Below are 13,849 nucleotides of genomic sequence, written 5' to 3' on the forward strand. Positions count from 1 at the left end.
CATTTTTCCTTCTATAATATCATGCATCCCGGCGCTTGTAATGCGAAAGTTGGATATATATGTCGAAATATGCCGTCGAAACCGTGACGTTTATCCCTATGCCGGAACGGGCATACAGATAAGAGTTTGAATCACTCCTGGTGAAATGAGGTGCTTGGCTTGAGAACGCTTGTCATTATCCCCGCCTATAACGAACAGAACAGCATAGAGCAAGTCATTTACGGCGTGAAAACGGCGCATCCTCATATCGATATCGTTGTCGTCAACGACGGTTCGACCGATTCGACAGCCGAGCATGCCAAGCGGACCGGTCTCGCGACCGTTATCGAGCTGCCGATTAATCTCGGCATCGGCGGCGCCATGCAAACCGGATATAGGTACGCTTACCGTAACGGTTATGACATCGCGGTGCAAATCGACGGCGACGGCCAGCATGATCCCGGAGAGTTAAACGAGATCGTGCAAGAGGTAATGGCCGGCAGATGCGATTGCTGCATCGGTTCGCGGTTTTTACGCAAAACGGCATACAAGAGCAGCTTATCCAGGCGCTTCGGCATTTTTTTCTTTTCCTGGATGGTGCAGTGGATGACCGGAATAAGGGTAACCGATCCGACCTCCGGCTTCCGGGCGGTAAACCGGACCGTTATCGGCATTTTTGCGGAGGAATATCCGGATGACTATCCCGAAGTCGAAGCGGTCGTTATGCTGGCGCGCAGAAGGCTGGCTATCGCCGAAATGTCCGTGCTGATGCATCGCCGTACAGCCGGGCGTTCGTCCATCACGCCGTGGAAGTCGCTCTATTACATGCTTAAAGTGTCGCTGGCCGTTATCATGACGAGGCTGCGAGGTTCGGGAGATTTACGATGAATATATACTCGGTATCGATCGTATTTTGTTTGGCATTCGTTTTCATCACCGTAGAGCTCATTCGCCGGCAAAAAATTGCGGAGCGATATGCGCTGCTGTGGCTGAGCCTCGGACTCGTTATGGTGCTGCTCAGTCTGTTTCCCAAGCTGCTGCAGACCGTCGCCGAGCTGCTTGGCATTTTTTATGCGCCTTCGCTGCTTTTTTTGATCGGTTCAGCATTTGCGCTGCTGCTGATCATGCATGTGACAATGGTCATTTCCAGGCTCCACCGCAAGGTAACCCGGCTTATTCAGGAGCTGGCTCTATTAAAAGCCGCACTGGGGGACGACCGGGACGGCCGTTCCGATCGTAATTCTTGAAATACTAGAATATCAATGCTTCGTCTATCAGGCGTTTATTTTTGGAAGGGAAACGCGCCTTTCTTTAGCTTAAACTTACGAAGTCGCTCTCTTAGAAAGCGTTTAGGACGGCGAGGCGGTTTATCCTTGACTTTGGAGGAAATCAATGAAACATTCCTTTCACGATCGTTTCGCGATCGGAATCATTTTGGCGTTCGCTTGCCTGTTAAGGCTTCATTACGTGCTCAACGCTTATCACGAACCGCTTGTTTGGGACCAGCTTGAATATACGAAATTGGCTATACAGCTTTTGGAGAAAGGCATATACGCCTATCGCGATACGGAGCCGAATACGCTTGTTACGCCCGGGCTGCCGATGCTGCTGACAGCTGTATACGGCATCGTCGGCTATGATCCGATTGAGCCGGCTCTGACCGTGATCAGGGTGCTGCAATGCTTTATTTGCTTGCCGGCGATCCTGTTTATTTATTTGACCGGCGCAAGGCTGTTTCAACCGGCCGTCGGCTTGCTGGCCGCATGTTTTGCAGCCGTATACCCGTCTTATGTATGGTCGACGGCGCTCATCTTGACGGAGGTCCCTTTCTTGAGCTGTTTGACGGCGCTTGTTTATATGCAGGTGAGGATCATTCAGGACAACCGGAGGAGGGATCATCTATGGTTCGGTCTGCTGCTCGGCATAACGGTGCTGATCAGGCCGAATGTGCTGCCGTTAGCCGTAGTCCCTTATTTGTTTCTGTGGTTTTCCGGCAATCGAAGGCGAATGTTCGTTTTCGTGCTTCAGGCGGCGGCCATGTTCGCGTTTGTTTTGCTTCCGTGGTGGGTGCGCAATTGGATGACGTTTCACAGCTTTATATTTATCGCCAAGGGAGAAGCGGGAAATCCTTTCCTGGGTGGGACGGATCCGTACTTTCGGGGGACGATCGACTGGTCGCAAATCGACGAAAGCGATCAATTGGCTGAAGGAATGCGCCGAATCAAGCAGGGACTGATCGAGCAGCCCCTGCTGTGGATGAAATGGATGACAATCGGCAAGTTTACGTATTTTTTCCGCACGCTCTGGGTCGGTCCATATCCGTTTTATGTACCCGACTGGTACTATTACGTGCTGAACAAGCTGCATTTTTTCATTGTGTATACAGGATTGACGCTTCTGGCGGTTATGGGAACGCGAAGCCGCGAGTACGCGTTTCTTGCCGTATCGTTCGCGATCGTATGCGGCGTTCATCTGCTGTTCATCCCGGTCGACAGGTACGCATACGGCATGCTGCCTTTCCTGATGCTGGGAACCGCCCATGCTGCCGTAGTTTTGCTCCGGTTTCTTTTCGGCAAAATACTGCTCGTGAGACTGCTTGCCAAACGATTCGGCTGAGCCGGTCGTTAAGCTTCCTTCAGCAGTTGTCCGGCGCAGTATTCGATAATATCGCTCCGGCGAACGATGCCAATAAAATTGTTCGAATCGTCGATGACGGGCACGAAGTTTTGCGCTTTAACCAGGCTGATGAGGTCTTCCATTTTGGCGTCGATCCTCACCGGCTTGTTTTTCATGCGAAGGGGAATCTCCTCCAGGCTGTGGCGATGCGCGTTTTCGAAGCCAATTTCTTCATTGTTGTTTTTGAGAAACCAAAGGAGGTCTCCTTCGGTTACCGTCCCGAAATACGAGCCGTCCTGATTCAAGATCGGAACCGCGGTATAACGGTGATATTCCATGCGTTCAAGCGCCTGACGGAGCGTGGATTGCGGGGTCAAACAGATGACCTCTTGCTTCGGAAACAGGAAAAAAGCGATGTTCATGTTGCACGAACTCCTTTGTCGCGATATTGTTAAAGGATGCTTCTAGGCTTATAAGGAAACGGAATACGGCAAAATGCAAGTGTAACCGAAAAGGCAGGGACAGTCCATGGAGATCATTACCGTATCGAACCCAAGCGAGCTTGACGAATGCCTCCGAATACGATTAGAGGTATTCGTAAGGGAACAGCATGTTCCCGCGGATGAAGAAATCGATTCTTTCGACGCGTCTTATGACGCTTGCCGTCATATCTTACTACGAAACGGCGGAACGGCGGTTGCGACCGGCAGATGGCGCAAGTATGAGGACAAGGCGGCCAAGCTGCAGCGCATCGCCGTGCTGTCCGCTTATAGAGGCGGCGGTTTCGGCAAAGCGGTTATCGATGCCCTCGAAAACGATGCGAAGGCGGCAGGTATGGAGTACGCCGTTCTGGACGCGCAGTGTCAGGCTGAAGCCTTCTACCGCAAGCTCGGATACGAAACCGTGTCCGAGAAGCCGTTCCTCGATGCGGGGATTTGGCATGTCCGGATGAAAAAGCCGCTTTAGCGATGCCGGATGCATGATTTCGCCTGAAATGGATACGCTAACCGAAAGGAGCGTGATCATGATGGAACCGAATCAAACGAGAGAATCCTTCGTTGCCGTCCAGAAAAACGGCGACGGGGACATCACCGCCTTCCAGACCTCTTCGGGACGCACCCTCAATTATGAAGAGGCGCTTCAGGAAGTGCAGGGAGGCGCCATCCAGGGCGTCAATGCCTTCAAAGGCAGAGACGGGGAAACGTATATCCGCGGCGATGCGGACGGCGACCCCAGCAACAACTTGGACAATCTTCCTACGTTCTGAACAGGCTTCGCCAGAAAGAACCCCCGGTCTTTGCGCCTATGCAAAGCGGGGGTTCTTCGACGTGATCGGGCCGAAACGATACGAGAATTCGGTTATCCCCTTGAAAACCGGTAAGTTTCATGCTGCCGGATAAACGTCATGCTGCCTGTACGCCCGATGAACGATTCCATATCATCGTCATAATGCATGAGGTAAGTCATCCGCTGAAGATCCTCGGGAAGCGTCAGCAAGCTTTCCAGGGTCGCATGCACGAAGCCGGGCGGATGCAGCTGGCATTCATGCATAATATGACGGCATCCGCGGTCGCGCAGCCGCTCAAGCGTACCTATGTCAAGGATGCTGTCGGAGCTGTAATAAAGATACCCGTTCATAAATACGCCGTAGCTGGGCTTTCCCGGTATATGGACGGTCGGGACGAGCTCCAGGACGAAACCGTCGCAAATTTGGACGGGACTTCGCTCGTAGACGGGAACGACGTTAAAATAGTCGCTTAACGCCATAATATTGTCGTTTTTATTCTCGAGCGTTCCCTTCAGCGAGTTTTCCCAGATCGTATCGATTAGCGATTCGGGCAAAAAGAGCGACAGCTTCTTCTTGGCATTGTACATCGAACGGAATGCAATTTCCTCCAGTCCGCCGATATGGTCTGCATGAAGATGGGAAATGAATATGCCGTCGACCGATTCCAGATCGATATTCAGCTGATGCAGCGCTTTTGGAGCCGTATGCCCGCAATCCAGCATCAAATTGAAGCCGTTGCAGGTCACTAAGGCGTTATTGTTATAATACGTTTTGGCAAAGGCGCTGCCTGTGCCCAACATGACGAGCGATATGTCCATGTAGTTCCTCCCGCATTTATGAACAGGAAAATTGGCAACTCTCTACTAATTTATCATTATCTATCGCAAAACGAAAGGAAATGTTGTGAAAATAGGCGCTTGACAAACCTATCGTCTTTCTGCAGTTACGTACCTTTTGGGCTTTCTTTACATATCGTATTGGTACGAAGACGTATTCGCGGAAAGGCGGAGCATGGTCATGAGCAAATCGAAAGCAGGCAAGAAGAAAGAAATTTCGTCGATTGACCGTAATAAATTCAATATGAAGATTGTAACTTCGGATACGTGCGAAGCGTGCAAGCAGCGCTGCTCCAGAGGAATACGCTATATGGAACGGATGCGGATGCCGGGAGCGATCGGGAACGGCGTGCCCTGCGTATTGACCAAGGGTAAAGCTTACAAATAAAGAAATTAAAAGCTTTTCGGAACGATTTAGGCAGGAATTCCAACAATTTCAGTCGAATTAAGATACTGAAGTGTAGAAACTGTCGGATCTTCCGGGGAGGGTTAGAGAGCGTGGCCTTTCTAATAACGCCTTTTGTCAAATTGATGAATCGCCTAAAGTACCCCTACAAATTTGCTTTGATCGGCGCCTTGCTGCTGCTTCCGTTTGTGCTGAGCATGTACTTGATCGCCGGTCACTATGAAGACAAAATCAATATAGCCAACAAGGAACGCGCCGGTATGCGGCTTCATTACGAGCTGAACCGGCTCGCGTCCGATATTCGCAGCTTCCGGCCGGAGAAATCCGCGGGTGTCGATCGGAAGGCCGATCCTGCGAGTACGGCGGAACAAGAAGCAATAAATGAACGGATTCAATCGCTTATCGATGAAAACGGCAGGCTGGGAAATCCGTTCTTTGCGGACTCCTCGTTTGAGTCGCTTTCCGGCAAATGGCTGGAAATTCGGCAGATTCGGCCCGATGCGGCTCCGGAAGAACGGATCGAGCGGCATAATGAAATGCTGATCGAAATCCATAAACTGATGCTCGCGATTGCGGATCATTCCGGTACCCGATCGGACATGAGCAGAACGACGAGAATGATGGCGCAGTTGCTGACCGAGCGTCTCGTCCCGATTCAGGGCAAAATCGATGAAGCGGCGGATAGCGCAAGACTTGCGGCGAATCCGGCCTCAAGCGTCTCGGCTTCCGAGCTTCGCGGCATCATTTCCGTCCAAGTCGAATCGATACGTACATCCCAGGAATTATTCCGGCAATGGGTAGCCGATGCAGAAGCTTCTTCGGATAGCTTTTGGGACAAGTTCCAAGCCGATGCCGACCGGTATTTCAAGGATACCGATGCATTTATCGGGCTGTTGGAATCCGGCATGAAGACGGCGTCGCCGTCGGCGGAAGAAATCGAAGAACGAAGCGGCCTGTCGATCGCTTCCGGCAACTCGCTCTACGAATCCGTTTACGCGGCGCTTGAAGCGAGGCTTACCAAGCAAGTCCATAATGAGGGCTTGAAAAAGATTTTGGCGCTTCTTGTAACCGGGGCCGGATTTGCCGTGCTGGGGTTAATGTTCGTCGGTTTTTACGTCTCGGTCGTCCATGCGGTATTCGCTTTGCGGCAAACGTCCTTGGAGGTTGCTTCGGGTCATATGAGCGGCAGAATCCGGCTTGGTACGGAAGATGAGCTGAAAGAGGTCGAGAACGCTTATAACCGAATGGCCGACGCATACAGCGATATTATGAGGCAGCAGGAAGCGATCGAGGATCATCTCCAGCGCCGCGCCTACTACGATGCGCTTACCGGAGCGCCGAACCGGTTTCTGTTTCATGAAAGGCTGGGCGATGCGATAGCCCGGGCGAAGAAGCAAGACGTCATGCTTGGGCTTATGCTGATCGATCTCGACGGATTCAAAAAAATAAACGAATCCAGCGGTCACCGGATAGGCGACCTTCTGCTTCGGCAAGTAGCCGAACGGCTGACCGAATGCTTGCGCGAAACCGATACGGTGGCGCGGATCGACGGCGACGAATTCAGCGTCATTCTTCCCGGAATTAAGGATAGACATGTAGCGGCTTTCGTGGCGGATAAGCTCCTGCGCGGCTTTTTGACGCCGTTCTCGGTTGAAGGCTATCAATTATCTGTATCGGCTAGCATAGGCATCAGCTTGTTTCCGGATGACGGAACCGACGCGGATTCGCTCATGAGCAAAGCCGATATGGCGATGTTTTCGGTTAAGGAGCAGGGCAAAAACGGCTACCGGTATTATGAATCGAATGACCGGACTTGAATGGTTTTATCGAAATAAAGGATCGTTTGCATCGGGTATACGGGCGTAACGTACGTTCATATTGTATGATATAATCGTATTCGTCAAAATTATCCGTTGGAAAGGTTCGTGATCGAATGGTTGTCACCAAGCTGGAAACTAGACGGGCTTCTCCAATGCGAAAAAGGACGGTACGAACGGTACTCATCGCGCTTATGGCCCTTATTCTTGTGTCGCTGGGCGTTTCCGGCTACGTGGGCTGGAGTTTGACGCATCCGGCGAAGAAAGCGCTGACTGCGACGCCGGATAGCGTGGGGATTCCGTTTAAAACGATCGAGTTTCCCAGCAGGAAAGACGGTATCGTTTTAAAAGGCTGGGTGTTGAACCCGGAGAGCGAGTCCAAAGGGACCGTCATTTTCGCCCACGGTTATACGAAAAACCGTCTGCAGGAAGACGTCCCCGCATTGCCGCTTGCCAAAACGGTCGTGTTGTCCGGTTACCGGGTCGTCATGTTCGATTTTCGGAATTCGGGCGAATCGGGCGGCAATTTGACCTCCGTAGGCGAATACGAGAAATACGATCTGCTGGGTGCGATCGATTGGGTCAAGGCGAACGCTCCGGGCGACATTCATCTCCTCGGATTTTCGATGGGGGCTACGACGGCGCTTCTGGCTGCGGCCGAAGAACCCGCCGTATCTCATGTCATCGCAGACAGCCCGTTTAACAATCTGAAAAATTATTTGCGGGATAACCTGCCGGTATGGTCGCATTTACCGGATTTTCCTTTTACGCCGCTTATTATGGCGATGATACCGCCCGTCACAGGCATCCATCCCGAAGAGGTCGACGCATTGGCGGCAGTGGATTCGATCGCGCCGAGACGCGTTTTGTTCATTCACAGCTCGGACGATAATAAAATTCCGTATACGAACAGCGAAATGATGTGGGAAAAGCATAAAGCTTCGTTCGAGTTTTGGAAAACGTCAGGCGCGCTGCACATCGGTTCCTATAAAATTTACGGGAAAGAATATGAAGAGAGAGTAGTGGCGTTTTTGCAAAAATGAAAGCGGTCATCGCAACTAATTGCTATAACCGGAGTATAAACTTGCAGATCATTGCGCAGCGTCCTCCTATGAACGAGGGGTGCGCAATACGAGCAGGGATGTCCGTGCAGAAGGGCGGCGGGACGTCAAATCCATCATTCCGGAGGTTAGTGAACGATGCAAGCCAAACGATTAATCATGTTATGCGCAGTCTTCATGCTGCTTTGCACCGCTACCGTCGTTGCCGATTCCATGTGGGGGTCCTATAACGGGTACGACAAGGCGAAGGTGTTCGTCAATGGCTCGGAGCTTCAGGAAAACGGCGTTCCGGCCATAATCATGAACGGAAGCACGCTGCTGCCGCTCAGGCAGGTCGCCAATTCTCTCAACGCCGTCGTCAAATGGGACAATGACAAGAAAACTGCCAGTCTTTATAAGCCCGATGTCCATATGTTTATTGCCGAGGAAGTAGGTAAAAACTATTCCTTGAAAAATCCGTTCAGCATCGTCGATTACGGCATAACGCGCTCCTTCGACGTGTTTGCGCAGATCGACAATTTAAAGACGAACGTAAGCAGCGTGAAAATTACGATCGTAAGCCCTACCGGGGAAACGGTCGGCAGCGTCGAAGATACGCTCTCGGATTCGAGCGAGTCGTTCTGGTACACGGCGCATTACAAATTGAAATTTGCCGAGAAAGGCAATTATACCGTGAATTTCGCGATAATCGACGGCGACAATATCGAGACGATCGTTTCCAAGAAAAATATTTTATCGGAATAAGAGCGCGTCTTTCGCCATGAGGGAGAATCGAAATGAAGCTTGGGCATGCGAATGCTTTGGAGCGGCTGATCAAGGCGGAATCGATGGCCGAGGAGGAAGCGCTGCGCAGCGTTTTCGAGCAAGGCGGATACTCTTTGTTCAGCGAGCTTCTGAACGAGTTGAAGAGCAAACTGACCGTTTGCGATGAATCGCAAATGGAAGAATTGAAGCGATGGATAACGAAGGGCAAGCGCATCGTGCCCCGGCCCGAATCGATCAGCCCGGCTTGGGACGGAGCATGGAGCCGCATCGAACGCCAAATCGAGCTGAAGGAATACGTCTTGAACCGGATCCCGCAAGTAAACCGCGAAGGGGAATGGCAGGTCGTCATGGATAATCCGTTTACGAACGACGGAATCGTATGTTACCCCGGACTTTCTTTCATTGAAGCGGCCTATCTGTACGCCTATTTCCGGGCGGATCTGAAAAAGACGGAATACATACGGCTGCAGAAGGTCGTGAGTCTCATCATTACGCATGGCCCGTAGCCCCTTTTGTACGAAACGCATGCAGAGCGTCTTTCATTGACCTGGGCCTAACAGCGTGATACGATACAGAAGTTATTGAAACCAGCGAAAAGAGGGGTATACATGAGCGAACATAAACATGACGACGACTGCGGCTGCGGACACGATCATGAGCATGAGGATGACGTATTTCTCGTGACGGATGCGGACGGCGTCGAGCGCGAGATGGTTATCGTTTATACGTTCGAAAGCGAAAGCAAAGCTTATGCGGTTCTTCTGGACCGCAACGCGCCGGAAGCGGACGGCGTCATTTTCCGTGTTGACGAAGAGGACGGAGAAGCTTACCTGACGAACATCGAAGATGAGCAGGAATGGGAGCGCGTCGTCGAAATATACAACCGGATTGCGGAAGAAGAGGCGCAGCAATAATTGCCTAAGCCAAATACCCCCTATTCCAGTCGGCAGCATGCCGCTCTGGATAGGGGGTATTATTCATTTTGTGAGCACGCAAACACTACGACGATTGTTCCGATTCACTATAAACAGCCTCATACATCGCGCCGACGGACGTTTATCTTGGAGGAAATCTGCTCATTTTCTCGGGTTAAAATACATCGTCCGCCCGTTGAAGAGCCGCAGCTCCGCTTTCAGCTGCTTGGCGAGGTGCTTGCCGAATTCGTTGCCCTTGGCCTTGTCGCCGTGCGTAGCATCGTCTGGGAGCACGATTTGAACAAAATGCTTAGCGGTTTCGTTCTCGGTCTTGCTGCCGACGCCCATGACGATATATTTGTAACGCAAGCTGTTTCCTTTGAGATAAAACCATTTACCTTCGCCTTCGGGCTTTGTCTCGATCGAGTACGGAAAACCGGCATCTTCGTATTCCCAGCCCAGCTGTTTGCCCGTTAAAGCGAGTTGTTCCTTGTATTGCAATAAGTAGTCCTTCAACTCGTCGAGCGTCAGCGAAGCGACGGACGAGCCTTCCACAAACTGAATGTAAGCGCTTTGACTCATAGCAATAAACACCCGCCTATGTATTCGTTCATGACCATCATAGCATTTACCAAAATGAATGGCAATGCGTTTAAAATCGGGTACAAGCAACAAAAAAAGCACAAGCTCAGGTCGATAAGCGTCAAAAAAATGTGGTGCATTCAGAAAAGCTGTGCTACTATAAATAGTATAAATATTCTGAAAACTTGGGACAGGAGGCTGAACGACATGACCTTGGAACGATTGTACGATGTGACGGAGCAGGCGCAGGTAAACTTCATCGGTTATGCATCTGAGAAAGAGCGCTTCGATCTAGCCATTATGTATACGGACAATTTCTTCGGGAAGCCGCTCGTCATTTGTATGCAAACGGGCAAATCAGCCGTATTATCCGCTGATGATCTTGACCATGTTGAACAGCTGATGAAGTCGTTCTCGATCAAATGCAGGGAGCAAGCCGAGTCGTTTCGCGCTTGTCTGCAGCAGTGGCTGCCGCAGATTTCCACGCAGGAGCAATATTAGCCTCCCAATCCCATAAGATGCCGAATCGAAAGGCCGGGCAGCCCCGCAAAGGGTTACCCGGCCTTCTGCCGTTACTTATAGACGGGACGGAAGAAACAACAATCCACCTTGATCCTCAATCCGAAATCGCCGTCGTTTCCACGATAACTTTGATCTGCTTTACGGAGCGGTCTTCCGGACCTTTAACGGGAAGTCCTACTTTGACGTGCTCCGTAATGTAGTCGATATTATCTTGCGAAATAACCTCTCCGGGAAGCAGAATAGGAATGCCGGGAGGATATACGTAAATAAATTCCGCCATTATGCGGCCTGCCGATTCCTGAAACGGTATCGTTTCCGTATCGCCGTAGAAAGCATCGCGGGGCGATAAAGAGAGATGCGGAATTTCAGGGATGATGATGTTAAGCTCTTTGATTTCACTTGCGTTCTGATGCAGGGAGGACAAACGGCGCAGCGCATCGAGCAGAATGTCGACCTGTTCCTTTTCATCCCCGGGCGTAATGAGACACAGGATGTTGTACATGTCGCTTAGCTCGACTTCGATATTGTACTCGTCGCGCAGCCAGTTCTCCACATCGTATCCGGTCAAGCCGAGATGGCGTACGTGTACGCAAACCTTCGTCGGATCGTAGCTGTATGTCGCTTCCGTTCCCAATATTTCTTCGCCGAAGCATCCTAAGCCCGGCATTTCATTGATTTGCGCCCTCGCATAATGAGCGAGCCGAATGGCTTTTTCCGCCATGTCATGGCCGTTCAACGCGAGATTGCGGCGAGCCGTGTCAAGCGATGCGAGCAGCGGATACGAGGTTGATGTCGTCGTCAGCATGCTCATGATCGTTTGGACGCGCTTCAGGTTGATGCGGCCGCCTTTGACGTTCAGAATCGAGCTTTGCGTCATCGAGCCGCCAAGCTTATGCACGCTTGTCGCCGCCATGTCCGCGCCGGCCTCCATAGCCGATACCGGCAGCTCGTTATGGAATTGGATCAAGGCGCCGTGCGCTTCATCGACGAGAACGGGAATATGATAGCTGTGAGCCAGCTCTACGATTTCTTTCAGATTCGTGCACACGCCGTAATATGTCGGGTTAATGACGAGAACCGCTTTGGCGTCCGGATGTCTGTTTAACGCTTTGCGGACGGACTTGGTCGTGATGCCGTGGTCGATGCCCAAATTGGCGTCCCGGACAGGCGACACGAATACCGGTTTCGCCCCCGAGAAAATGATCGCCGCCAAGATCGATTTGTGAACGTTGCGCGGAACGATGATTTTATCGCCTTCTCCGCATACGGACATGATCATCGTCATAATCGCGGTGCTTGTCCCCTGGACGGAAAAAAAGGTATAATCGGCATTGAATGCGTCGGCTGCCAATAATTGAGCTTCTTCAATAGCGCCCGTCGGTTGATGCAGGTCGTCAAGCGGCGCAATATTTATAAGGTCGATGGACAACACGTTGTCTCCGATAAACGAGCGGAATTCCGGATCCATGCCGGAACCTTTTTTATGGCCTGGGATGTGAAACTGGATTGGGTTGCGTTCTGCATGCTCGCATAAAGCAGAGAACAAAGGGGTACGCTGATGATCCATCGGACCTCTCTTCCTTTCATCATTAAAATGGCATCGCAAGTAGTAAAGTAACAAACAAAATGAGTATATCAGAACAGGGCGAGGATGCAAGTCCATTTTTATAACGTTTTGTGAAGCTGCGCTTTCCAAGCTTGCGGTTAGTTTTGCGGCAACGGGGCAAATAATGAATAGAGAGCGTTATTGCGAGCCAATATCTTGTACAGGCGGTGGAGGATGGAAGCGACCATCAAGAAAAAAATAGACAAAAAGGTGCTGCGGTCGCCGTTTGTCATGCAGCTGTTGTTCATCATGTTTTTTGTCGAGTTTGTAAAAGGGGCGTTGATCATCACGTTCCTGCCGGTTTATATGGAAACGGTGCTCGGCGCAACCGGTCTGGTCATCGGCTGGACGCTGGCTGTGCAGTATATCGGAGACAACCTGCTGCGCACGCCGATCGGCTGGTTCATCGACAAAATCGGATACCGGGTCGTTATGCTTGCCGGTCTTCTTTCGACCTTCGGATCCGTGGGCATCATCGCTTCGACATCGAACTACTATTGGATTATCGCGGCGTGCGCGCTGCTCGGCATCGGCACGGCTCCGTTATGGCCCTGCGTCATTACCGGAACGACTGAAATCGCCGGCGAAGAATCGCGCGGGACGATCATGAGCGTCGTATACATGGCTTGGCTCGGGGGCGTCGGGCTCGGTCCGTTCGTCATTACATACTTTATGAGCGGCACGTACGGCACGGCGTTTCGTCTGCTGATCGCGATGATGGTTGCGGTCCTGCTTGTGGGCTTGTTTTTGCCCGGTCATCGCAAAGGCGTCCATGGCGCAGAACGATCTAAGGAGGAGGAGCCATCCAAAGCATCGCACAAGCAATTACCGCGAATGGAGCGAATTCGCCGGTATTTGGCGGAAGCGCGCAGCTCGATGACGCTGAGCCCGCTCATGTTTCCCGCCATGTTCGCCCAAACATTTGCGCTCGGATTGCTAACGCCGGTGCTGACGCTGTATGCGTTAAACGAGCTTCAATTGACAAACAGCCAGTTCCGTTTCTTTTTGCTGGCAGGCGGCGCGGTAACCGTATTGTTTCTCATTCCGGTCGGCAAGCTGGTTGACCGATGGGGAACGAAGTGGTTCCTGCATGTCGGCTTCCTGCTTAGCGCGATCGTACTGACGGCGTTCACCTACGTGCATGAGCTTTCCAGCTTATTCGTATTGGTGGCGCTTCTCGGAATCGGTTATGCGTTAATCATTCCGTCATGGAACGCGCTTATAGCGGCAGCGATACCGCCGGCCAAGCGCGGCGCCGTATGGGGATTTTTTCTGACCATCGAAGGACTTGGCACTACGATCGGTCCGATCGTTTCCGGGAAGCTGTGGGATATGTTTCGGCCGCACGGTCCGTTCGTCGCCAGCGGAATCGTCCTGTTCCTGTTATGGATAGTCCATATAGCGATTTCACAAGAGCGCAAAGTTTTGTTACGATAAGGAAGTGTCAACATGGACGG

Annotated in this window: 17 protein-coding genes; 13 read left to right on the forward strand and 4 right to left on the reverse strand. The window is 51.5% G+C overall.

Features of this window, described 5'->3' with window-relative positions; translation table 11 throughout:
• Nucleotides 1-159: 159 nt before the first annotated feature.
• From DQG23_RS18150 to DQG23_RS18160, 3 genes are all read left to right on the forward strand, one after another.
• Nucleotides 160-867, forward strand: a complete 708-nt coding sequence (locus DQG23_RS18150; protein ID WP_113032281.1) for a glycosyltransferase family 2 protein — start codon at nucleotides 160-162, stop codon at nucleotides 865-867.
• Nucleotides 864-1,226 carry a DUF2304 domain-containing protein gene (locus tag DQG23_RS18155; RefSeq protein WP_113032282.1) on the forward strand — a complete coding sequence of 121 codons (363 nt, stop codon included), beginning with the start codon at nucleotides 864-866 and terminating at the stop codon, nucleotides 1,224-1,226. The genes DQG23_RS18150 and DQG23_RS18155 overlap by 4 nt, the downstream gene beginning before the upstream one ends.
• A 145-nt stretch (nucleotides 1,227-1,371) precedes the next feature.
• Nucleotides 1,372-2,595 (forward strand): ArnT family glycosyltransferase, encoded by a 1,224-nt coding sequence (locus DQG23_RS18160; RefSeq protein ID WP_113032283.1) that lies wholly within the window; start codon nucleotides 1,372-1,374, stop codon nucleotides 2,593-2,595.
• 8 nt (nucleotides 2,596-2,603) lie between these two features.
• Here the strand turns inward: DQG23_RS18160 and DQG23_RS18165 are convergent, their stop codons facing one another.
• Nucleotides 2,604-3,017 carry a CBS domain-containing protein gene (locus DQG23_RS18165; RefSeq protein WP_113032284.1) on the reverse strand — a complete coding sequence of 138 codons (414 nt, stop codon included), beginning with the start codon at nucleotides 3,015-3,017 and terminating at the stop codon, nucleotides 2,604-2,606.
• A gap of 106 nt (nucleotides 3,018-3,123) precedes the next feature.
• On the opposite strand from DQG23_RS18165, the gene DQG23_RS18170 reads away from it, so the two are divergent.
• Both DQG23_RS18170 and DQG23_RS18175 read left to right on the forward strand, forming a co-directional pair.
• Nucleotides 3,124-3,561 (forward strand): GNAT family N-acetyltransferase, encoded by a 438-nt coding sequence (locus DQG23_RS18170; protein ID WP_113032285.1) that lies wholly within the window; start codon nucleotides 3,124-3,126, stop codon nucleotides 3,559-3,561.
• A gap of 61 nt (nucleotides 3,562-3,622) precedes the next feature.
• Nucleotides 3,623-3,862 carry a DUF3892 domain-containing protein gene (locus DQG23_RS18175; RefSeq protein ID WP_113032447.1) on the forward strand — a complete coding sequence of 80 codons (240 nt, stop codon included), beginning with the start codon at nucleotides 3,623-3,625 and terminating at the stop codon, nucleotides 3,860-3,862.
• Between the two features lie 92 nt (nucleotides 3,863-3,954).
• Here DQG23_RS18175 and DQG23_RS18180 read toward each other — a convergent pair whose 3' ends face one another.
• On the reverse strand, nucleotides 3,955-4,701 hold the full coding sequence (locus DQG23_RS18180; protein WP_113032286.1) for an MBL fold metallo-hydrolase: 747 nt from the start codon (nucleotides 4,699-4,701) through the stop codon (nucleotides 3,955-3,957).
• Nucleotides 4,702-4,900: 199 nt separating this feature from the next.
• Here DQG23_RS18180 and DQG23_RS18185 point away from each other — a divergent pair, with 199 nt between their 5' ends.
• From DQG23_RS18185 to DQG23_RS18210, 6 genes are all read left to right on the forward strand, one after another.
• Entirely contained in the window at nucleotides 4,901-5,107 is a 207-nt protein-coding gene (locus DQG23_RS18185) for a hypothetical protein (protein ID WP_113032287.1), read from the forward strand.
• Between the two features lie 110 nt (nucleotides 5,108-5,217).
• Entirely contained in the window at nucleotides 5,218-6,942 is a 1,725-nt protein-coding gene (locus DQG23_RS18190) for a GGDEF domain-containing protein (protein WP_113032288.1), read from the forward strand.
• Between the two features lie 155 nt (nucleotides 6,943-7,097).
• The gene (locus tag DQG23_RS18195) at nucleotides 7,098-7,985 is read left to right on the forward strand and encodes an alpha/beta hydrolase (protein WP_113032289.1); all 888 of its coding nucleotides are present in this window, start codon (nucleotides 7,098-7,100) and stop codon (nucleotides 7,983-7,985) included.
• A gap of 156 nt (nucleotides 7,986-8,141) precedes the next feature.
• On the forward strand, nucleotides 8,142-8,747 hold the full coding sequence (locus tag DQG23_RS18200) for a stalk domain-containing protein (RefSeq protein WP_113032290.1): 606 nt from the start codon (nucleotides 8,142-8,144) through the stop codon (nucleotides 8,745-8,747).
• Between the two features lie 32 nt (nucleotides 8,748-8,779).
• A complete protein-coding gene (locus DQG23_RS18205) occupies nucleotides 8,780-9,274 on the forward strand; it encodes a hypothetical protein (protein WP_113032291.1) in 495 nt (164 codons plus the stop codon).
• 102 nt (nucleotides 9,275-9,376) lie between these two features.
• Complete coding sequence (locus tag DQG23_RS18210; RefSeq protein WP_113032292.1) at nucleotides 9,377-9,682, forward strand: DUF1292 domain-containing protein; 306 nt, start codon at nucleotides 9,377-9,379, stop codon at nucleotides 9,680-9,682.
• 162 nt (nucleotides 9,683-9,844) lie between these two features.
• Here DQG23_RS18210 and DQG23_RS18215 read toward each other — a convergent pair whose 3' ends face one another.
• The gene (locus tag DQG23_RS18215) at nucleotides 9,845-10,264 is read right to left on the reverse strand and encodes a DUF1885 family protein (RefSeq protein WP_113032293.1); all 420 of its coding nucleotides are present in this window, start codon (nucleotides 10,262-10,264) and stop codon (nucleotides 9,845-9,847) included.
• 207 nt (nucleotides 10,265-10,471) lie between these two features.
• On the opposite strand from DQG23_RS18215, the gene DQG23_RS18220 reads away from it, so the two are divergent.
• Nucleotides 10,472-10,765, forward strand: a complete 294-nt coding sequence (locus tag DQG23_RS18220) for a DUF3055 domain-containing protein (protein WP_113032294.1) — start codon at nucleotides 10,472-10,474, stop codon at nucleotides 10,763-10,765.
• Between the two features lie 115 nt (nucleotides 10,766-10,880).
• Here the strand turns inward: DQG23_RS18220 and DQG23_RS18225 are convergent, their stop codons facing one another.
• On the reverse strand, nucleotides 10,881-12,353 hold the full coding sequence (locus tag DQG23_RS18225; RefSeq protein ID WP_113032295.1) for an aminotransferase class I/II-fold pyridoxal phosphate-dependent enzyme: 1,473 nt from the start codon (nucleotides 12,351-12,353) through the stop codon (nucleotides 10,881-10,883).
• Nucleotides 12,354-12,566: 213 nt separating this feature from the next.
• Here DQG23_RS18225 and DQG23_RS18230 point away from each other — a divergent pair, with 213 nt between their 5' ends.
• Complete coding sequence (locus tag DQG23_RS18230; protein WP_113032296.1) at nucleotides 12,567-13,829, forward strand: MFS transporter; 1,263 nt, start codon at nucleotides 12,567-12,569, stop codon at nucleotides 13,827-13,829.
• Nucleotides 13,830-13,849: the final 20 nt, after the last annotated feature.

Source organism: Paenibacillus contaminans, from assembly GCF_003285015.1.
GTDB lineage: Bacteria > Bacillota > Bacilli > Paenibacillales > NBRC-103111 > Paenibacillus_V > Paenibacillus_V contaminans.